This is a genomic window from Streptomyces sp. NBC_01506, from assembly GCF_045040295.1.
Lineage (GTDB): Bacteria > Actinomycetota > Actinomycetes > Streptomycetales > Streptomycetaceae > Streptomyces.
Window position 1 is genome coordinate 4,313,010 of record NZ_CP109422.1, and the last position, 19,380, is coordinate 4,332,389.

16 protein-coding genes are annotated in these 19,380 nt (G+C 71.3%); 8 read left to right on the plus strand and 8 right to left on the minus strand.

The window, feature by feature from the left end; translation table 11 throughout:
* The first annotated feature begins 1 nt into the window (after position 1).
* The 5 genes from OG329_RS18735 to OG329_RS18755 all read left to right on the plus strand — a co-directional run bounded on the left by OG329_RS18735 (position 2) and on the right by OG329_RS18755 (position 5,907).
* Positions 2-1,339, plus strand: coding sequence for an LLM class flavin-dependent oxidoreductase (locus OG329_RS18735; protein ID WP_405796535.1), 1,338 nt, complete (start codon positions 2-4; stop codon positions 1,337-1,339).
* Between the two features lie 452 nt (positions 1,340-1,791).
* Complete coding sequence (locus OG329_RS18740; protein ID WP_405796536.1) at positions 1,792-2,103, plus strand: hypothetical protein; 312 nt, start codon at positions 1,792-1,794, stop codon at positions 2,101-2,103.
* 5 nt (positions 2,104-2,108) lie between these two features.
* Positions 2,109-3,347, plus strand: a complete 1,239-nt coding sequence (locus tag OG329_RS18745; protein WP_405796538.1) for a 3-deoxy-7-phosphoheptulonate synthase — start codon at positions 2,109-2,111, stop codon at positions 3,345-3,347.
* A 41-nt stretch (positions 3,348-3,388) separates the two neighbouring features.
* Entirely contained in the window at positions 3,389-4,477 is a 1,089-nt protein-coding gene (locus OG329_RS18750) for an AMP-binding protein (protein WP_405796540.1), read from the plus strand.
* On the plus strand, positions 4,477-5,907 hold the full coding sequence (locus tag OG329_RS18755; protein ID WP_405796541.1) for an aldehyde dehydrogenase family protein: 1,431 nt from the start codon (positions 4,477-4,479) through the stop codon (positions 5,905-5,907). The genes OG329_RS18750 and OG329_RS18755 overlap by 1 nt, the downstream gene beginning before the upstream one ends.
* Before the next feature lie 19 nt (positions 5,908-5,926).
* Here the strand turns inward: OG329_RS18755 and OG329_RS18760 are convergent, their stop codons facing one another.
* From OG329_RS18760 to OG329_RS18795, 8 genes are all read right to left on the minus strand, one after another.
* A complete protein-coding gene (locus OG329_RS18760) occupies positions 5,927-6,790 on the minus strand; it encodes an endo alpha-1,4 polygalactosaminidase (RefSeq protein WP_405796543.1) in 864 nt (287 codons plus the stop codon).
* Entirely contained in the window at positions 6,787-7,449 is a 663-nt protein-coding gene (locus OG329_RS18765; protein WP_405796544.1) for a spherulation-specific family 4 protein, read from the minus strand. The genes OG329_RS18760 and OG329_RS18765 overlap by 4 nt, the downstream gene beginning before the upstream one ends.
* Entirely contained in the window at positions 7,446-8,348 is a 903-nt protein-coding gene (locus tag OG329_RS18770; protein WP_405796545.1) for an NAD-dependent epimerase/dehydratase family protein, read from the minus strand. The genes OG329_RS18765 and OG329_RS18770 overlap by 4 nt, the downstream gene beginning before the upstream one ends.
* A gap of 7 nt (positions 8,349-8,355) precedes the next feature.
* Positions 8,356-9,069 (minus strand): NDP-sugar synthase, encoded by a 714-nt coding sequence (locus OG329_RS18775; protein ID WP_405796547.1) that lies wholly within the window; start codon positions 9,067-9,069, stop codon positions 8,356-8,358.
* Between the two features lie 41 nt (positions 9,070-9,110).
* Positions 9,111-10,112 (minus strand): GDP-mannose 4,6-dehydratase, encoded by a 1,002-nt coding sequence (locus OG329_RS18780; protein WP_405796549.1) that lies wholly within the window; start codon positions 10,110-10,112, stop codon positions 9,111-9,113.
* A gap of 124 nt (positions 10,113-10,236) precedes the next feature.
* Positions 10,237-11,661, minus strand: a complete 1,425-nt coding sequence (locus OG329_RS18785) for a hypothetical protein (protein WP_405796550.1) — start codon at positions 11,659-11,661, stop codon at positions 10,237-10,239.
* Positions 11,658-13,268: a GT4 family glycosyltransferase PelF gene (gene pelF / locus OG329_RS18790; RefSeq protein ID WP_405796552.1), complete on the minus strand. Its 1,611-nt coding sequence runs from the start codon at positions 13,266-13,268 to the stop codon at positions 11,658-11,660. The genes OG329_RS18785 and pelF overlap by 4 nt, the downstream gene beginning before the upstream one ends.
* A gap of 107 nt (positions 13,269-13,375) precedes the next feature.
* A complete protein-coding gene (locus tag OG329_RS18795; RefSeq protein ID WP_405796553.1) occupies positions 13,376-15,502 on the minus strand; it encodes a hypothetical protein in 2,127 nt (708 codons plus the stop codon).
* 662 nt (positions 15,503-16,164) lie between these two features.
* On the opposite strand from OG329_RS18795, the gene OG329_RS18800 reads away from it, so the two are divergent.
* The 3 genes from OG329_RS18800 (at position 16,165) to OG329_RS18810 (ending at position 19,369) form a co-directional block, all read left to right on the plus strand.
* Positions 16,165-17,817 (plus strand): SpoIIE family protein phosphatase, encoded by a 1,653-nt coding sequence (locus OG329_RS18800; protein ID WP_405796555.1) that lies wholly within the window; start codon positions 16,165-16,167, stop codon positions 17,815-17,817.
* Positions 17,818-17,939: 122 nt separating this feature from the next.
* The gene (locus OG329_RS18805; protein ID WP_405796556.1) at positions 17,940-18,749 is read left to right on the plus strand and encodes an SAM-dependent methyltransferase; all 810 of its coding nucleotides are present in this window, start codon (positions 17,940-17,942) and stop codon (positions 18,747-18,749) included.
* A 290-nt stretch (positions 18,750-19,039) separates the two neighbouring features.
* Entirely contained in the window at positions 19,040-19,369 is a 330-nt protein-coding gene (locus OG329_RS18810) for a TetR-like C-terminal domain-containing protein (protein ID WP_405796557.1), read from the plus strand.
* The last annotated feature ends 11 nt before the right edge of the window (positions 19,370-19,380 follow it).

Here is a 19,380-nt window from a genome sequence, read left to right on the forward strand (position 1 = left end):
GATGACCACCTCGTCACCCACCGGCACCGTGCCGGCCACCGCCGGACGGCGGCGGGGCCGCGCACCGACCCTCCTGCTCAACGCGCAGTATCTGCCGTCGAGCCGGGACTGGCGGACGGCGGAGGGCAGAGCCGATTCCCCCTTCCGACTGGACACTTTCGTACGGGAGGCGCGGCAGGCGGAGGCCGCCGGCTTCGACGCGCTGTTCCAGGCGGACTTCTCGGGTGTGAACCGGGCCGGTCTGCGTTCGGGGCCGCCGCTGACGGCCTTCGAGCCGTTCCAGGCCGCCGCCGTCATCGCGAGCGCCACCACGCGGATCGCGGTCATGCCGACCGTGTCCACGCTCCACACCCACCCGTTCGCGTTCGCGCGCGCTCTCGCCAGTCTGGACCGGATTTCGGCGGGCCGGGCCTGGGTCAATGTCGTCTCCTCCTTCCGGCCGGGTACGGCGATCGGCGTCCGGCGCCAGGTCCCGCGTGCCCAACACCACGCGCAGACCGAAGAGTTCATCCAGGTCGCCAGGGCCCTGTGGGCGAGTTGGCCGCCCGGGGCGAACACCCCCGACCCGGCGACGGACCGCTTCGTCCGCGAGGACCTGATCACCGACGTCGACCATCACGGCGAGTTCTACGAGCAGTCGGGGCCCATCGACATGGCGCCGTATTCGGCCGCCTTCCCGTTCACCCTCCAGGCCACGTCGTCACTGGCCGGGCTGCGCCTGGCGGCCCGTACCGCCGACGGGGTCTTCGCGGGCACACCGACCCTGGGCGCGGCGAAGCAACTGCGCCGCATACTCGGCGAGGAGGCGCGGCGGGCGGGCCGGCCGGCGGACAGTGTGGCCCTGCTGCCGGGCTGCTACCTGCGTATCACCGAGACCCGCGAGGAGGCCGAGCGACTGTCGCGCGAGCGGCGGCGCAGTGTCCGCGCGCCCGGTGGGCAGCACGTACTCGGGCAACTGCGGGCGCGATTCCCCGAGTTGCGCCTGGAAGGCGTGAGCCCTGCCGACCGGCTGCCCTCGGATGTGATCTCGAAGGATCCGGACGAGGTGTTCGCCACCCTCGGATCGCGCTACCTGCCCGCGTGGGATCTCGCCCGGGATCCCGGGCGGACGGTGGCCGACTTCGCGGCCGAGGCGGTCGCGCTCAGCGAGCACGCGACCTTCACCGGCACGCCCGAGCAGATCGGGGACGAGTTGCGCCGCTGGTACGACGACGGCGGGGTCGACGGGTTCCAGACGATCCTCGGAAACGACTTCGACGCACTCTGCGCACGGGTCGTCCCCCGATTCCGCGGCGCCGACGCGCGCGCCCGCGAGGAGACACGGGACAAGGCCCCGTGATCAAGAGAGTTACGAGGGCTACAAGGGCGACGAAGCCCATAAGACCACCGAAAGGCAGCGATCACCCATGACCGAACGCGAACAGACCTCGATCCCCCGCGCGCAACCCCGGGGAGATACCACCTCCGACACCACACACCGCACCGCGTTATGGAAACGCCGCCTCTTCGAGGCGGAGGCCGGCCTGACGCGTTTCCTGGTCGAGGCGAGGGCGGGCGTGCACATGCAGGAACTCCTGCGGGTCAAGCACGCCATCTTCGAGTCACTGCCGGAGAACGACGCCGAAGTGGAGTGGAAAGCGGCGTTCTTCCGGGGGCAGGCCCTGATGGAGCAGTTCGTCGTGGCCCACTTCGGCCACGCCGACCTCGCGACCTGGGCCACGACGAACAGCACGATCTACGCGGCCGTCGACCCCGCCCCCAAACACGACGCCGGCGTACCGCTGGAGCGGCTTGACGCCCAGGCCGATCTCTACGGCTCCGACACCGAAATGGGTCGAACACGGCGCCGACCGCTCGGTCCTGCGGATACGGCACTGCGCCATCTGGGACTACCGGGAGATCGCCCGCGGTCGCGGTGTCGCGATCACTCTCCGCTCCCCTTGCGAATACTGCGTGCCCGCGACCACCGGAATGATCACCAACAAAGGGCTCAGCGCCACGCACGAACTCACCACGGATCAGGACGGCAACGGCTGCGTCTGGACCACCTCGCGGAACCCCGCCCGCCCCGCCGAGGGCCACCGAGCCGCTTCCGAAGGATGATTCCCATGACTGGACAGACCGGACAGGCCGGACAGACGAGACTCGATCCGACCCCGCCCGCGGAGACGGACTGGGACCACTTCCGCGACCTCCCCGCCCGCCAACAGCCCGACTGGCCCGACCTGGCAGCACTCCGCGCCGCCGTACGCTCACTCCCGCGGCGGGACCTCGTGAGCCGTGCCGAGGTCGCCGACCTCACCTGCGAACTCGCCAACCTGGACGCGGGCGGCGGACTGATCCTGCAACTCGGGCACTGCGTCGAGGACATCGAATCCGATGTGAACGCCGACACCCGCGACATGATCGCTTTCCTGACACATTTCCGGTCGCATCTGCGCAGCCGCACGGGCCGGCACGTCGTAGGCGTCGGGCGGCTCGCCGGGCAGTACGCCAAACCCCGCTCGCAGGACCACGAAGTGGTGGGCGGGGTGAGACTGCCCAGTTACCGCGGCCCCATCGTCAACTCCCCGCTTCCGAACGCGCAGGCGCGCCGGCCGTCACCGGCGCGCATCGCGCAGGCGCACACCGCCGCGCAGGCGTCCTACGCGGCGATCGCCGACTACCACCGCGCGACCGCGAACCTTGATCCGATCTGGACGAGCCACGAGATGCTGTTACTCGATTACGAACTCGGCTTCCTGCGCCACGGCGACTCCGACTCGGGCTCCGACCCGGGCTCCCACTCCGGCAACCATCTCGCGACCGCCCACTGGCCCTGGATCGGAGCGCGTACCCGCAACCTCGACGGAGCGCACATCGCGGTCGCGGCCACCTTGAGCAACCCGGTCAGCGTGAAGATCGGACCGGACACCGCACCGGACGAGGCGGCGGAGCTGGCGGTCACGCTCAATCCCCGTGACGAGCCCGGCAAGCTCACCTTCATCGCCCGGATGGGCCACCGGGACACGGAACTGCTGCGGCCCCTCGTGCGCAGCGTGCACCGGCGGGTCGAGCATGTGCACTGGGTCAGCGATCCGATGCACGGCAACACGGTCACGAGCGCCCGCGGTGTCAAGACCCGCCATGTCGAGCACATCATCGCCGAGCTGACGCGGTTTCAGAAGATCGTCGTCGACAGCGGCAGACGGCCCGCCGGTCTGCACCTCGAAGCGACACCCGAGGACGTGTACGAGTGCACGGAGAACGGGGACGAGCCGCGCGACCCCGCCCGCTACCGCACGCTGATGGACCCCCGGCTGAACCCCCAGCAGACGGCGCGGGTCCTCAGCCACTGGTTCGTGTGAACCGTGAACCGACGCGAGCCCCGGAACAGGAGAGCAGCCCCATGACACGTTCGCTCCTCGCAATTGAACTCGAACTCGAAGACACAGAGACAGTCGACCCGGACGAATATCTGCGGGCCGCGCTGCGCTGGCACTTCTCGGAAAAGACCGGTTCCCCGCTGTGGCTGTCCCTCGCCGGGCAGCTCGGCTTCGACCCCGTATCCGACATCCGTTCCTTCGCCGACCTCGGCAGATTCCCGGACATCGCCGCGCACCTGCGGGACAGGCCGGTCGAAGACCTCATACCGAGAGGGCTGGCGCACGAACCGGTCCCCTCGGTGTTCGAGACCGGCGGCACCACCGGGTCCCCGAAGCGGCTTCTCTACACCGAACGCTGGATCCGGCGGACCCTCGGATGGAAGACGGCCGAGCTGCGGAAAGCGGGATTCCCCGCCGGTGAGCCGTGGCTGGTGGCGATGCCCTCGGGCCCGCACGCCTTCGGGCACACCACCCGCCTCCAGGCGAAGGCTCTGGGGTCCGTCCTGCACACCGTGGATCTCGACCCGCGCTGGGTGAAGAAGCTGGTGTCCTCGGGAGGCAGCCCCGACACGTACCTCACGCATCTGATCGACCAGCTCGGCCACATCATCCGTACGCAGAACATCGGCGCCCTCACCACCACTCCCCCGATCTTCGCCGAACTGCTCCTGCACGAGGAGCTGACGGACCGGTTGCGCCGCACGCTCAAGTACCTCGCCTTCGCCGGCGCGCACCTCGACGAGGACACCTACGACATCATCGCGGACACCGTGCCCGGCACCGTCATCCAGAACCTCTACGGCAGCACGATGGTGCTGACCACGGCGAAGCCACGCGCGGGCACCGAGGGGGCGTCCGCCGTCTACGACGGGTACCCGCCCTTCGTCGTCTTCGCCGTCCTCGACCCCGAGACCCGGCGGCCCGTGGCGTACGGCGAAAGGGGGCAGGTCCGCATGACGCACATCAGCAGCGGGGTGTTCGTCCCCAACAACCTGGAGCGGGACTCGGCGATCCGGCTGCCCGCCGCCGACGGGGGCGTGGGCGACGCCATCGGCTCGCCCCGGCCGCTCGCCGCCTTCGACGGGGAGCCTGTGATCGAGGGGGTGTACTGATGACGACCGCGGCCGACCCCGCCGAGAACAACGCCGAGAAGGACATCATCGAGCTGCCACTGCTGACGCACGGCGGAGCGCACAGCACACGTGCGCGCGAGACCGTGTACGGCGTGGACGGCCGCCCGCTCGCCTCCCTGTCACTCGCCCCGGACCTGCTCGTGTCGCAGAGCCTTCTCGCCCAACGGCGGGCCGCGCCACTGCCCGCGCGGGAGCGCGCCGAGCAACTGGCAGAGGCGTCACGGCGGTTCCTGGACGACGTACTGGGCGGGCTCTCCTTCGCGGAGCACTGCGCTTACGTCAACCGGGTGTCCGGGCACAACGTGCCGCTCACCGAGCAGATGAGCCGCGCCGTCGCCGTGGCGATCGCCGAAGCGCCCTCGCGCGCCGACCGGGCGAGGCCGAACGGCTCGCTGCGCTCCTGGCGGGAGGTCACCGAAGGCACCGGGAGCGGCGTCTGGGTACGGCGTGGCGAAACACTCGCCGCCGTCCTGTCGGGCAACGCGCCCACGATCCAGAGCGGCTGGCTCCAGGCTCTCGCCCTCGGGTACCGCGTCGCGGTGCGCCCGTCACGCCGTGAACCGTTCACCGCCCACCGGACCGTCCTCGCGCTCAGGGCGGCCGGGTTCCCCGCCACCAGCGCGGTCTGCCTCCCGTCCACGCACGCGGGGGTGCCGGCGCTGCTGCGCCGCGCCGACCTCGCTCTCGCGTACGGGGGCGACGACATCGCGTCCAGATACGGTACGTCGCCGAACGTGAAGGTCGCGGGCCCCGGCCGCGCCAAGACGCTGGTCACCCGCGACCACATCTCGTCCGGGACGGTGGACGTCGTCGCCCGGTCCGTCGCGGCCCTGTCCGGCGCGGCGTGTGTGAACACGACCGCGGTGCTTGTGGAGGGCGACCACCGGCAGTTCGCCCGGGACCTCGCCGGCACGCTCACGGCACGCGCGGGCGACCGGCGGACCACGCGAGGGCACCTCGGGCCGCGCGTGCGCCAGGAGACGGCGGACGCGCTGATCGGGTACCTGGAGCGGCACGCGTCCCACGCGTACGCGGAGATACCGCTCAAGGAGGTGGTGACACCGCATCCGGACGGCGGCGTCGTACTCGGCCCGGCGGTGTTCACCGTCGCGGACCCCTACGACAGTCTGCTCGGCACCGAACTGCCCTTCCCCTGCGTATGGGTTGCGCCCTGGACCCCGGCGGACGGCGTCGGTCCGCTGCGCGGCTCGCTGGTCGTCAACGCGATCACCCGGGACACGGACCTCGTCGGCGCGCTCCTGAGCGAACCGAGCGTGGGAAACGTATACGTGAACGCGCCCACCACGCACAGCGACGGCAGCCTTCCGCACGAGGACTACATCGGCGATTTCCTCATGCGGAACAAGGCGGTGGCGCGTGACCTGGACCGGCCGGAGGCTCCGCACTGACCAGGCACTACACCAGGCACTACCGGTCCGAATCCACCGGGCAGGGCTTCCGCCATACTCCCAGCTCCAGTCGCTTCACCATCGACGACAGGTTCAGCCGGCGCGACTCGGCGCAGAAGCCGCTCCTCGGCACCGCGTACTCCACGTGGAACACCGCTTTGCCGGCCTCGATGAACGGAGTCAGCTCCGCGCACTCGTCGTACTGTGCGCACTCCTCGTTGACCGCGAAGTCGAAGTCCGCCACAAGCTGGGGGATCTGCGGAAGATCGTTCTTCAGCCCCACCGACAGTCCGCGCTCATGGGCGATCGCCGCGATCATGCGGTTGTAGCCGAGCTGGTCGCGCGCGGTGAGCGGGAAGCCGGTGTCGTTGTTGTAGCCCTCCATCAGATCGGGCTCCACCGCGTCGAAGCCCTTGTCACGGCACATGTCGAAGCGCCGTTCCATGATCGGCCGCAGGACCGGGATCTGCCGGATGTCCAGCCATCGTTCGCCCGCCCAGCCGTTGGGCTCGCCGAGTACCGAGCGCGGGAAGGCGTCGTTGTCGGACCGGAAGTCCTCCCAGGCACCGACGTTGATGTAGCAGATGACGTTGCGGCCGTCGCGGTGCAGACGTGCCACGTCCGCCGCGGAGTTCTCGAACCCGTCGATGTCGTAGACGGGCACATCGACCGACGGATCGACCTTTCCGTCGAGCTGCCACTGCCAGGCCAGCCCGGGGCGCGGCTCCCAGCGGGCCGCGGGGGACTTGGTGCCGGGCGGCGTGGTGCCGGGGGACGTGGTGCCGGGCGGCGTGGTGCCGGGCGGCGTGGTGGAACAACCGGCCAGCGCCAGGGCCGCCAGCACGTTCGCCCAGGCCGCCGCCGTACGCCTCATACGCCTCATCGCTCCGTCGCCTTCAGTGCGGGGGTCAACTGGGCCCAGGGGTTGGGCCCTTCGCCCGTGACGGGCCCGCACACGGCCGCTCCCCGCTCGTGCGCGGTGCGCACCGCGAGGGGCACCAGCGCCTCGGGCACGCCGTAGACGAGGTGGCACAGCCCCTCGGGCGGGTGCCGGGCCGTCCACGCCGGTCTGCTGAACGCCGACACGTACGTCGACCAGTGGCCCTCGAAGGTGACCGTCAGGTCGGCGAGGCGGGCGTATCCGGGCGCCGGATGGACCCCCGGATTCAGGACGACGGTCCCGGCGCCGAGCCGGCGCACCGACCGGATCAGCCGGCGGCAGGCGGGCAGTTCGTCCGTCGTCGCGGTCACCCGGTCGAGGAAGCAGCCGTCGGCCGCGTACCACTCCTGGTGGCGGCGTACGTCATCGGTGACCTCGTCCCGGTCGCGCCGCCCGTAATCGGTGTCGACGTAACCGAGCAGCCGTGCCCCGGCCGCGCGCAGCGCTCCGGCCGCGGCGGTGAACGCGGGATCGGGGCCTTCGCCCGGCCCGCTCGCGGGGTTGAACACGACGCCGTAGGTGTCGGCGGCGGCCGTGATCAGCCGGTGCCAGGCCCCCGGATCCTCGGCCGGGTGGACGTACAGCGGGATCAGCAGGCTCATGGTGCCCGGCCGCCTTCCCCGGCCGTGGCCGCCCACAACGCGGCCAGCGATTCGTCCAGGGTGTGGGACGGGCGCCAGCCCAGGGCCTGTTCGGCGGCGGTGATGTCGGAACACTGCCACGACACCTGTGCCGAGCGGGCCGAGCCGGCGGCGTTCTCCTCGATCCGCCCCCGGAAGCCGGCCTGGTCGGCCAGGCCCCGCACCAGGTCGCGCACCGGGACGGCGCCGCCGCCGCCGATGTTGAGGACGGGCGGCAGCGGACCGGGCGCCATGACCGCGAGCGCCGCCGCCCGCGCGACGTCGCGTACGTCCACGAAGTCGCGGTACGCGGACAGATCGCCCAGCCGCAGCACCCCCTGCGGGCCCAACTCCCGCAGCAGTCCGGCGATCCGGCCGGGCAGCCCGGCCGACGGCGCCCCCGGCCCCACCGGGTTGCCCACCCGCAGCACCACCGCGTCCAGGCCGGATGTCGTCACCGCGAGCGTGCCGGCCAGCTTGGTCGCGCCGTACGGGGCGGTCGGGCGGGTGGCCGCCGACTCCGTCACGCGGATGCCCCGGGCGCCGGGGCCGTACTCGGCGGCCGAGCCCAGATGGACCAGGCGTGCCCCGGGGGCCGCCTCCCGCAGCGCGGCGCACAGGACGGCGGGGCCGCGGGCGTTGACCTCGGCGAGGGTCACCGCGTCCCCGCCGGTCGAACCCGCGCAGTTGACCACGGCGTCGGGCGCGATCGAGGCCAGGGTCTTCGCCAACTGATCCGGGCGGGCCGATGCGAGGTCGACGCCGTACCGCGCGGCGGGCGAGCGGCCCGCGTGGAGGACCCGCGTGCCCGGCAGGGCACGCAGGTCCTCGCCGATGTGGGCACCCAGGTAGCCGGTGAGGCCCAGGACGAGAACACGCATGTGGTACTCAGGCTCCCTTCAGCAGATGTGACTTACGGGTGCTGAACTCGGCGTTGGCCCGGTCGTAGTCGTCCGGGCGGCCGATGTCCAGCCAGTAGCCGTCGAACTCGTAGGCGTGCGGCTCGTTCCGGGCGGCCAGCAGGTCGAGCACCAACTCGTCGAAGCCCAGGGGCAGTCCGGGCGTGTAGCCGTCGAGCGTCGAGCGGGACAGTCCGTAGACGCCCATGGAGACGTGGTAGTCCATGCTCGGCTTCTCGGTGAACGCGACGACCCTGCTCGCGTCGGTGGTCAGCACCCCGAAGTCGATATGCACCTTGCGGGGGTAGGTGGCGATGGTCAGCGGCCCGCCCGACTCCCGGTGCCGGCGCAGGACGTCGCCGTAGTCGAGGTCGGTGAGGACGTCACCGTTCATCACCAGGAACGTGTCGGGCAGCCGGTCGCGCAGGGTCAGCAGCGGGCCCATGGTGCCAAGGGGGCTCTCCTCGGTCGCGTAGTCGATGGTCAGTCCCCACTGGGAGCCTTCGCCGACATAGGCACGGATGATCTCACCCAAGTGACCTATCGCGATGGTGCAGTGGGTGAAGCCGGCCGTGGAGAGCTGGCGCAGCACGATCTCCAGGATGGCGTGCTGATCGCCGATGGGGACGAGCGGCTTGGGCAGCGCGGTGGTGTAGGGCCGCAGCCGGACGCCCTTGCCTCCCGCCAGAATCACTGCGTGCATGGGGTTCCTCCTTCTGTACGTGGGGGACGTGCCGGACGGGGTCAGATGTTGTAGAGACCGGTCTTGTAGCGGGCCAGGTTGGCCGGGTCGCGGAAGAACTCCACGGTGTGCGCGATGCCTTCCTGAAGGCTGTGCGCGGGCCCCCAGCCCGTGGCGGCGGCCAGCTTGCCCGCGTCCGCGACCAGCCGCATCACCTCGGAGTTGGCGGGCCGGATACGTGCGGTGTCCTCGCGCACGTCGAGGGCGGTGTCCATCACCTTGCCGATCAGCGCGACGAGATCGCCGACCGAGATCTCCCCGCCTGTCCCGGCGTTGAAGGTGCGGCCGACGACCTGCCCGGCGGGCGCGGTGCCCACCGCGAGGAACGCCCGGGCGGTGTCCTTGACGTAGGTGAAGTCCCGCGTGGGGCGCAGATCACCGAGGGTGATGGTGTGCTCCCCTGCCGCCACCTGGCCGATGACGGTGGGGATCACGGCGCGCATCGACTGGCGCGGCCCGAAGGTGTTGAACGGCCGCAGCGTCACCACGGGGGTGTCGAAGCTGGCGTGGTAGCTGTCGGCCAGCCGGTCACCGCCCGCCTTCGAAGCCGCGTACGGCGACTGGGTGTTGATGGGGTGGTCCTCGGTGATCGGCACGGTTTGGGCGGTGCCGTACGTCTCGCTGGTGGAGGTGTGCACCAGCCGGGGCGTGCCGAGGGCACGTACCGCCTCCAGCACGTTGAGGGTGCCGGTGACGTTGGTGTCCACGTAACTGTGGGGTGCCTGGTAGGAGTACGGGATCGCGATCAGGGCCGCCAGATGGTAGGCGACGTCGGCGCCTTGGATCAGGCCACGGACCGAGCCGGGGTCGCGGACGTCACCGAGGACGATCTCCACCTGGTCGAGGACGTCCGGGGACAGGGTCTCCAGCCAGCCGTACGAGGAGAAGGAGTTGTACTGGGCCATCGCTCTGACCCGGTGGCCGGATGCGACCAGCGCCTCGGTAAGGTGCGAGCCGATGAATCCCTCGGCTCCGGTGACGGCGGCGAGCGGTGCGGGTGTCAACTCATGTCCTTCCGGTGTTCAGGTGTTCCGGTGGGTGGGGCGTGCGTGGGGCGTGCGTGGTCGGGGTCGGACGGTGCGGTCTTCGGTGCGGTGGGTGTGCGGTACGGCGGCGCGGGGCGGGCCGTCAGACATGCGGGGCGGGCCGTCCCAGCAGCCACAGGGCGCACCCCGACAGACACAGCGCGGCCACGCCGCAGCACAGCGAAAGGGCCGCCGGGCCCGGTGGCAGGTCCAGCAGCGTGACCGCCCCGGCGCCGCCCGCGGCCAGGAGACAGATCGCGGCCGACGGCCAGGCCGCCCCGAACGCCTGGAGCAGCAGCGCGGTCCACAGGACGGCCGCCAGCAGCAGCAGGGGAACCGGCTCGGCACCGACGAGCAGTGCGGCGGGGAGCAGCGGCAGGAGGTAGCCGAACAGACAGAGGCCGAGGATGCCGGCCGAGCGCAGCAGGAACCCGGCGGGCGTCGCGGTGACGCGCAGCGCGGAGACCGACAGGCCCCGGTAGCGGTACAGCAGCCACTCCGCGGGGCCCATGCTCACCGTCAGCACGATCACCGCGTACGGCTCCTGCCGGCCTTCCAGCAGCACCAGCACTCCCGCGGCCAGTCCGAACAGGCCGTACGGCAGGGACGGGAGCAGGCGCGGCCGGGCCGCGCCGGGCACGGCCGGGGCGGCGAGTGCGGTCCGCAGCGCGTGGCCGGTGACGCCGAGGGTGGCCAGCAGCGCGAGCAGGGGCAGGCCGGTTCGGGCCACCGGGCCCGGCTCCCACCAGGGCAGCACGGCGGCACCTGCGACCAGCGGGCTGAGCGCGGCGAGCAGCAGCGTTTCCCGGGCCAGCACCAGCAGGACGCCCGCCGCCGCGAGGTACATCGACTGCGCGGCTGCGACGAGCGTGACCGGGCCGCCCCCGGCGAGCACCGCCGCGAGCGCCGTGGCCACGGCGGCCCCGAGGGGCGCGCCGGTCAGCAGCGTGCGGCCGGCCTCCGGCAGGCCGGTCGCCTTCCGCAGGTGGGCGCGGTGGCCGAGCGCCTGCCCCCAGGCCCAGGAGACGAGCCCTGCCACGATCAGGACCGGGGCGTGGCCGCCCGCGTTCCACAGCGGTGCGATGAGCAGGTAGGCCAGCCCCGGCAGCGCGAACAGCGCACCCCGCAGCAGACAGCGGACATGGTCCGGGCGCCAGGGGTCGGCGGTCGGTGCGGGCTCGGGAAACGTCCGGGGCACCTGCTCGTACAGCGCGGCGGCGAGCGAGAACAGGTTGGTGTGCCCGTAGCGCTCCTTGATCAGACCGGCGGACAGTCCCTCCGCCTCCAGCAGCGCGGCCACCTCGTAGGGGTGGACGGCGGGGCCGACGCGGTCGGCCAGTTCGGCGGCGAGCAAGCTGACCGCGAGTTCGTCGGGGCCGTGCCTCGGTATTCGGATGGCGACCGTGGCGTCGTCGAGGGCGTCGAGCGCCCAGCGTGGGCGGCGGCGGGGCGGGCGCGTGTCGGCCAGCCGCAGCGCCAGCGTCTCCTGCTCCGAGCCCCCCGGTTCGAGTCTCTGCGGCCCGCTCATCCGGTCAGGCTCCTCGTGCCGGTGACCGCCGAGGGCTGCGTCGGTGCGGGCGTCGTATACGTCGTATACGTCGGTACGGGTACGGGTGCGGGTCCGGGTGCGGGTCCGGGTGCGGGTCCGGGTGCAGGTGCGGGCGCGGGCGTGGCCGGCTCGGCCGCGTACCGGTCGAGCGTGGGCAGTCGCAGATAGATGGACCGGAACGTGTCGATGGTCTGCCGCAGGGTGAACTGCTCGATCACCCTCAGCCGCGCCGCCTCCCCCATCGCCCGGCGCCGCCCCGCGTCGCCCAACAGCCGCAGCACGGCCTCGGCCATCGCCTCCGCATCACGCGGCGGAACCACGAGCCCGGTGTCGCCGACAGCCTCCCGCACCCCGCCCACGTCGGTGGAGACGGTCGCCCGCCCGCACGACATGGCCTCGATCAGCGTGAACGGGAAGCCCTCGCTGATGCTGGAGAGCATCACGACGTTACCGGCCGCGTAGGCGTCCTTGATGTCGTCGACGCGGCCCTCGAACGTGACGGTGTCCGCGTGCCCGAGCGCCGCTGCCAGCGCCTCGCAGCGCTCCCGGTACGCCTCCCCGCCGCGCGGCGTCCCGCCGAACAACCGCAGCCGGGCGTCCGGGAGTTGGGCGCTGACGAGGGAGAAGGCCCGTATCAGGGTCTCCAGGTCCTTGATCGGGTCGACGCGGCCCGCCCAGCTCAGGGTGGGTTCCGCCGGTTCGGGCCCGGCCGGCGGGAACGCGGCGGGGTCCACGCCGTTGTAGACCGTACGGATCGACTCCGGGGCGGCCCCGCCCTGCTCCTCCCACAGCCGGTTGTAGCGGTTGCCCGGCGTGATCAGGGCCGCCCGCCGGTAGCTCTCCTGCGCGAGGAGCCGGAAGAACCCGAGGACAACGGCCTTCACCGGCCAGCGGTACGGCGCGGTGCGGTAGCCGAGGTAACGCTCGCGCAGATAGACACCGTGCTCGGTCAGCAGCAGCGGAACGCCGTGCCGTTCGAGGGCGGCGAGGCCCGGCAGGGCGGCGACGCCGCCGCTGACCGCGTGCGCGACGCCGCTGTCCGGCAGGGGCACGGCCAGCGGTCGCAGGGCGTGCTCCAGCAGGGCGGTCGCGGTGAGCGCGTCGTGCAGGGTGGGCCGGGCCTCGCGTACGGCCAGGCCCGGACGGTTCCACACCCCGGTCAGGATCGGGATCGCCCGGTCGCCGCGCAGGAAGGCGCTCAGCCCGCCGTCCGCCGCGGCCCGCGCCATCGTGTACAGGGCCGGGGCGAACCCGTCCTCGGCACACGGGTCGAGCAGCGCGGTGAGGAACCGCTCGTAGGCCGAGGTGAGTTGATTGCGGGCGCGGCCCCGGGGCAGGCTGCCTCGAGGCGGCGCTCCCCATGCCGGGACGGACAGGACGCTCCCGACATTGGCGGGCAGGTCCCATACGACGGGCTCGCGTCCGCTGCCGGTGACGGCGATGACGTCGAAGTCCATGTCGGGCATGCCCTGGACGAGTTGGTCGCACCAGACGCTCACGCCGCCGTGACTGTGCGGGTAAGTGCCTTCGGTGAGCAGGGTGACGCGCGTCGCGCGGGGGCGTCGCGCGCCGTGATGAACGTGCATCGATGGGCTCCACGGCCGAGGTGTGAGTGGTCATGCCGGTCCCGGCCGCGGACGGCGGCCGGGACGTTCGGTCGGTGCTTGGATCGGTGCTTGGACCGGTGCGCCGTTCAGCGGTCCGCTGTGTACGGAACCTGTTCGCTCACGCCCGCGGGGACCCGGGTGTCCGGCGCGGGGTCCGTGGCCGGAGCGGGGTCGCCGGTCGCCGCCGCAGGCACGTCGGACGACGGCAGCAGGAGGGCGAGCGCCGTGCCCGCGGAGGGCGTCCAGCCGGATACCCCGCCCGCGTACGCGTCACCGAACGCCGCACCCGCCAGCGTGGTGCCGGTGGGCGCGGTCGCCGTGACCGCCAGCCCGTCCGGTGCCTCCACCGTCACGGTGTCTCCGATGCGGTAGGCGGTGACCTGACCGGCTTCAAGGGCGCTCCGCCAGTCGGCCCTGCGCCGGAGTTCGGTGCCGATGTCCTTCATCCGCGGGTTCACCACGGGGGTGTTGTCCGCGAACAGCGCGGCGTAGCCGTCGAGGACGCCGTCGAGCACCGGGTAGGCGATACGGTCCTCGGCCAGGTTCGACTGGTGGATGAAGTGCGGCTTGGGGTCGTTGGACATCACATGCCCAAGAGCGGTCCCGGTCTCCTGCGGCACGATCTGGTCGGCGTACCCGGTGGTGGTGTCCAGCGGCGCCGCGAGACAGGTGGTGGTGGCCGGGTTGTCCTCGCAGATGCCGCTGCCGCCCTGGGCGCGGCTGGTGTAGATCCAGTTGTACTCGTCGACCTGCTCGGCCACCCGGCCCGCGTTGTAGAAGACGTTCACCGGGTAGCGGGGCACGGTCGTGGCCGCGCCGACCTGACGCTGGGCCGGATCGCGCGAGTTGTCCGAGGCGATCCAGTCGATGCCGTTGTCGGCGAGGGCGAGCGCCAGGTTGGGGTTGTCCTCGGGCTGCTGCGGCAGCACCTTCAGACCCGAGTGCTCCCCGGTGACCAACTCGTCGTTCTGAAGCGGCAGTCCGTTGGTCTGACCCCACACCCGGTTGGTGGAGATCTCGCCGGCGATCGCCGTGCGGCTGACCCACTTGGTGCTGCCGTCGGGGTTGGTGGCACACCGCCACGGCACGACGGTGGTGTCCTGTTCACAGCCGAGGAAGGGGTGCGAGTAGGTGTGGTTGATCCAGCGGAACCGGTTCCGGTCGGCGATCAGCTTGTCGGCGAGTTCGTCGGCGCCGTTGTTCTCCTCGCGGTGGTCGACGCTGCCGACGGCGTTGTACGCCAGGTCGAGGGTCACGCCCCGCTCGGCCTGCCAGGCGGTGGCGTGGTCGACGTCCGCCGCCGTCATACGGATCGGGTCGGGCGTGCCCTCGCCCGGCTGGCAGTCGATGTCGCCCGGGGTGCAGTTGAGCTCGGTGTCCCACCGGTCGTCGGCGGCGAGTACGTCGTCGACGTGCACGGCGAAGTAGTTGCGGGAGGCGCCGAGGTGCACGCCGCCGGTCATCCACTCCACGATGCCGCGGGCCAGCAACCGGAACTGCTGCTGGTACCGGTTGTAGGCGAAGGTGACGACGAGTTCGCGCCGCCCGTCGTGCCGGTACTCGCCCACCAGTGAGCCGCGCGTCGTCTGCCCGGGGATCGGTGCGTCGACGTAGGAGGTGAAGTCGGCACCCGGCACGGGCGTCGACAGGTAGGCGTAACTCTCGCTCACGGCCGGGTCGTTGTCCTCGAAGGGCACCTCCCCGTCGAGATAGCCGAAGGGGCCCGCCTTGCCCGCGGCGGTCACCTCCGCCTCCACACCGTCGACACTGCCGGAGTAGCCGGCCGGGACCGGGTACTGGAGTCCGGCCTCCGGACGCGCGTAGGTGTAGGCGTCGACCTGGGGAATGGCGTACGTCTGCTCGTAGGCCGCGAGCGCCGCCATCTCGGTGGAGCCGGCCGGGAACGGGTTGTCGTTGGGCAGGACGACAGCCTGGAACTTGGCGCGCGGACGGCCCTCGACCGTGTCCGCGAGGTAGCCGGAGTCGATCACGGCCCGGCCGGACCGCGTGAGGTCGATCTCGGTGTACGGCGTTCCGGCCGCTTGAAGTTCGGCCGCGATGGCGTCGATGGCCGGGCCGCCGTCGCTGACCACCAGGACACGCAGGTCGACGCGGGGCGAGGTGATGTCGGCGTGGGCCACGCCGGCCGGCAGGCCGAGCGCGGCTATGAGCGTGCCCACGACCAGAGCGGTGGTGCGTATAGTCCGCCTCATGTGGCGAAGTCCCCTCCCGTGAACAGGAGGGAGTACGGCTCCCATGGAGCGGACGCACCCCCTTGTGCGACCCCGGCGTTCCCCTCAGAAGCCAGTCGTCGACACATCCGTCACGACACATAGTGATACTCATGTGCGGCTTTAGTGATGCTGCTGTGAAAAATGACGGAAAAGCACAGGTGCCGAACGGGGCGCGGCCGGAATCAAACCGACCTCTTTCTCGTCGCCGGTACATGTCGGGCCGATGAACACGGGGGCCCGGCCCGCTGGTCCGGGCCCTGGAGCCCACCGCGCGGAGTTCCGGTGGTCGGCATAGCGATGCGCGCCTGGTCACAAACCGTTTCAGGTCATTCTCACGACGACAGCTCACACGTTCGAGTGAGACGTACTTCCTGTGAACGGGGTGATATGCGCGTGCGGCAGCCGCCTGCACGCGGAGGTCAGGCCAGGGCGTGCTGTTGTCCCGCATGCGGGGGATGATCGAAGCATGAGAGGCGATGATCCTCTGGTGTTCGGTGCGGAGCCGGGCTTGCAGGGCTGTCAGGAGGCGGTGACGGCGGCAGCCGTTTCGGTGACGAGTCCTGTCCGGCGGGTCCGGGCCGCGGAAGCCGCCGGTCATGGCGGCCCGGTGCGTCCGTCGGCCCGGCAGCGGGGAGGGGGCGGTGGATGAGAGAAGTCTCCTCAGACGGTACGAAGCGCTCCTGGGCGCCGTGCCGCAGTCGGTCTGGGTGCTGTCGGCCGACGGGGTCGTCACTCTGTTGATGGGCAGCGGGATGCCGGAGAGGCTGTGGCACCCCGACGGTGAGAGCTCATGGATGGATGCGGTGCATCCGAAGGACCGGGACTGGTTCCAGCGGGCCTGGCGCAAGGCTACTCAGCAGCGCTCCCCCCTCGACACGATCGTACGAGTGCGGCTCGAGAACGCCCCCGACCGCTTCCGCCACATCAAGATCGTCGCCGCACCTGTCCTGGACCGGGGCGGGGAAGTGGAGTGGATCGGTACCGCCACCGATGCCGAGGACCACTGGCGCACCCGCATGCGGGAGAAGCTGCTGGCCCGTATGGCGCCGGTACCGGCCGCGCACAACCTGTCCGAGGCTTTTCTGACCACTGCGGCGGCCGTCGTGCCTGAACTTGCCGACGCCGTCGCTGTCTTCCGCGTACCGGGCGACGCCGAAGCCGCGTTCCGGGCTTCCGAGGGCGTACCGGCCGCGGCGTCGGCGGAGCGGGTGGGGCTTGCCCCCGGGCTGCCTCCCATGCATCCGCTGGACGCGGACTTCCTGCTGGGGCCGGCCGTACGGGACGCCATCGAGAGCCGGGAGGCAGGGCTGCTGACCTTCCCGCCGGGAGAGCCGCCCGAAGACAGTCTTTCCAAGGCTTCCGTGCGGTGGCTGCGGGAGGCTGACGGGACAAGCGTGGCGCTGCTGCCCGTCGTGGTGGACGGCCGGACGGTCGCGCTGGCGACCACGGCGACCTGCCGGGGCAACCCGCCCTCGGACGAGGCCGACCTGTACCTGTTGCAGGATGTCTTTCAGCAGATGAGCGGGCCCCTGCGCCGGACGATGGAACTACAGAGCATCCGCGACATGGCCCTCGTACTGCAACAGTCCTTCCTGGCCGTCCCGCCGTCCGTCGAAGGTCTCGTCATCACGGCGCTCTACCATCCGGCCGACTCGGCCGCCGAGGTCGGCGGGGACTGGTACGACGCCGTCCGGCTCTCGGCGGACTCACTCGCCCTGTCCATCGGCGACATCGCAGGTCACGACGTGGACGCGGCCACCGCGATGGGCCGTGTGAACAGCATGCTGAGGGGACTCGCCTACGACAGCGGCCCGGCCGCCAGCCCTGCGGCCACCTTGAGCCGGCTCGACCGCGTCGTGCAGGCGCTCGACAGCCCGTCGATGGTCACGGCGGTGCACGCGGTCCTGCACCGGCAGGCGGACGACGCCTGGCACATCGCTCTGTCCAACGCCGGCCACCCGCCACCCCTGCTGATCCCGGCCGACGCGCCATCGCGGTACCTGCACGACTTCACGGCCTCGGACCCACCGCTGTGTGTCGGCGAAGCCCTCCCCCGTACCGACCTCCACGCGGTCATCCGGGAGGGCGACACCTTGGTGCTCTACACCGACGGACTCGTGGAAGTGCCGGGCACGGACATCGGTGACGGCCTGCGGCGCCTGCGTGAGCACACCGACGCGCTGGTCCGAAAGGGTGTATCCCAGATGACCCTGCTCCAAGGGCTCCTGCCGCCCGTCAAGAACCGCTGGGACGACATCGCCGTCATCGCCCTGCGAGCCCGGCGGGAGCGGTGATACCCGGCCTGCCGAGGGCCTTTCCCCATCCCGCTGTTCCCGGTGTTCCCGCTGTTCGGCTTGCGGCCGGAACACCACGTTCATACCTTTGATGAGCCGTCCTTGACCGAAAGAGGCGCCGCATGAACACTCCGCACGATCGACAGAGCGGACTCGCCACCTCGCGCGCCCACTCCGCCCGGGTGTACGACTACATTCTCGGCGGCAAGGACCACTACCCCGTCGATGTCGAAGCGGGGAAAGCCATGTGCCGGCACTGGCCCGCCCTGCCTGTCCACATGATGGAGAACCGCCGGTTCATGCACCGCGCCGGCCGCTTCCTCGCCGAGGAGCGGGGCATCCGCCAGTTCCTCGACGTCGGGACCGGACTGCCGACCTCGCCCAACCTGCACGAGGTCGTGCAGGAGGTGGCGCCGGAATCGCATGTGGTGTACGTCGACAACGACCCCGTCGTCCTCGCCCACGCCCGCGCCCTGCTCCAGAGCTCGGCCGAAGGGGCCACCGCGTACGTGGACGCGGACATGCACGACCCCGACACCATTCTGGACAGCCCCGAGTTCCGTGACCTCATCGATCTGAACCGGCCCGTCGGCCTGATGCTGATCGGCATCCTGCACTTCATCCTGCCTCCCGACGACCGGCGCCTGGTCAAGCGGCTCCTGGAACCGCTGCCGTCCGGCAGCTATCTGGCGATGACCATCGGCACCGCCGACTTCGCACCCGAGGAGGTCAACCGGGTGGCGGAGGAATACCGGCAGCAGAACATGCCCATGGTGCTGCGCGATCTGCCCACCGCCACATCGTTCTTCGAGGGACTGGAGCTCCAGGAGCCGGGAGTCACCCAGGTGCACACCTGGCGCCCCGGCCCTGAACAGGCCGGCATCGACGGCCGCGACATCGCCATGTACGGGGCGGTCGCCAGAAAGCCCTGAAGCGACCTGCGCCGGGATGATGCCTCGTGCGGTGCGGGGCGGTGCGCGGCCGGGCCGACGAGCCCGGCGGACGGTGGGGTCCGCCGGGCCCGGGGCTGGTCAACTGTGCTTGACGCGCGGCCGTCCACCAGGCCGTCAAGGAACTGGTCGCCGACGAGGCCGGCGAACCACTGACGATCCCCGTCATCGCCACCCGCGCCGGCGTCCACGCGACCACGGTCTACCGCCGCTGGGGCACCGTCGCCGACCTGATCGCCGACGTCACGACCAGCCGCTTCTCCGGCGACATCGTGGTGCCCGACACCGGCGGTCTCCGCAGCGACCTGGAACGCTATGCGTACGACCTCGCCAAGGACCTCTGCGACCCGGACACCCTCGCCCTGGTACGCGCCACCATCGGCACCGGCGGGGAACAAGGCGCCGCCGCATGCCGCGGCGAACGCCGGCGACAACTCGAAGCCATCCTCGAACGGGACCAGGCCCGGGGCAATCCGCCCCCGAGCCTGGAACGCACCACGGACGCCGTGCTCGCGCCCCTCTACCACCGGGCCGTCTTCACCAACGAGCCCCTCACCCCCGAATGGGCCCAGACCCTCGTGTCACACCTGCTGCCGGACTGACCACGACGGGG

Excerpts from the sequence above, each read along its gene's own strand:
- OG329_RS18735 (WP_405796535.1), top strand. The coding sequence starts at position 2 with ATGACCACCTCGTCACCCACCGGCACCGTGCCGGCCACCGCCGGACGG.
- OG329_RS18745 (WP_405796538.1), top strand. The coding sequence starts at position 2,109 with ATGACTGGACAGACCGGACAGGCCGGACAGACGAGACTCGATCCGACC.
- OG329_RS18750 (WP_405796540.1), top strand. The coding sequence starts at position 3,389 with ATGACACGTTCGCTCCTCGCAATTGAACTCGAACTCGAAGACACAGAG.
- OG329_RS18755 (WP_405796541.1), top strand. The coding sequence starts at position 4,477 with ATGACGACCGCGGCCGACCCCGCCGAGAACAACGCCGAGAAGGACATC.
- OG329_RS18760 (WP_405796543.1), bottom strand. The coding sequence starts at position 6,790 with ATGAGGCGTATGAGGCGTACGGCGGCGGCCTGGGCGAACGTGCTGGCG.
- OG329_RS18765 (WP_405796544.1), bottom strand. The coding sequence starts at position 7,449 with ATGAGCCTGCTGATCCCGCTGTACGTCCACCCGGCCGAGGATCCGGGG.
- OG329_RS18770 (WP_405796545.1), bottom strand. The coding sequence starts at position 8,348 with ATGCGTGTTCTCGTCCTGGGCCTCACCGGCTACCTGGGTGCCCACATC.
- OG329_RS18775 (WP_405796547.1), bottom strand. The coding sequence starts at position 9,069 with ATGCACGCAGTGATTCTGGCGGGAGGCAAGGGCGTCCGGCTGCGGCCC.
- OG329_RS18785 (WP_405796550.1), bottom strand. The coding sequence starts at position 11,661 with ATGAGCGGGCCGCAGAGACTCGAACCGGGGGGCTCGGAGCAGGAGACG.
- pelF (WP_405796552.1), bottom strand. The coding sequence starts at position 13,268 with ATGCACGTTCATCACGGCGCGCGACGCCCCCGCGCGACGCGCGTCACC.
- OG329_RS18795 (WP_405796553.1), bottom strand. The coding sequence starts at position 15,502 with ATGAGGCGGACTATACGCACCACCGCTCTGGTCGTGGGCACGCTCATA.
- OG329_RS18805 (WP_405796556.1), top strand. The coding sequence starts at position 17,940 with ATGAACACTCCGCACGATCGACAGAGCGGACTCGCCACCTCGCGCGCC.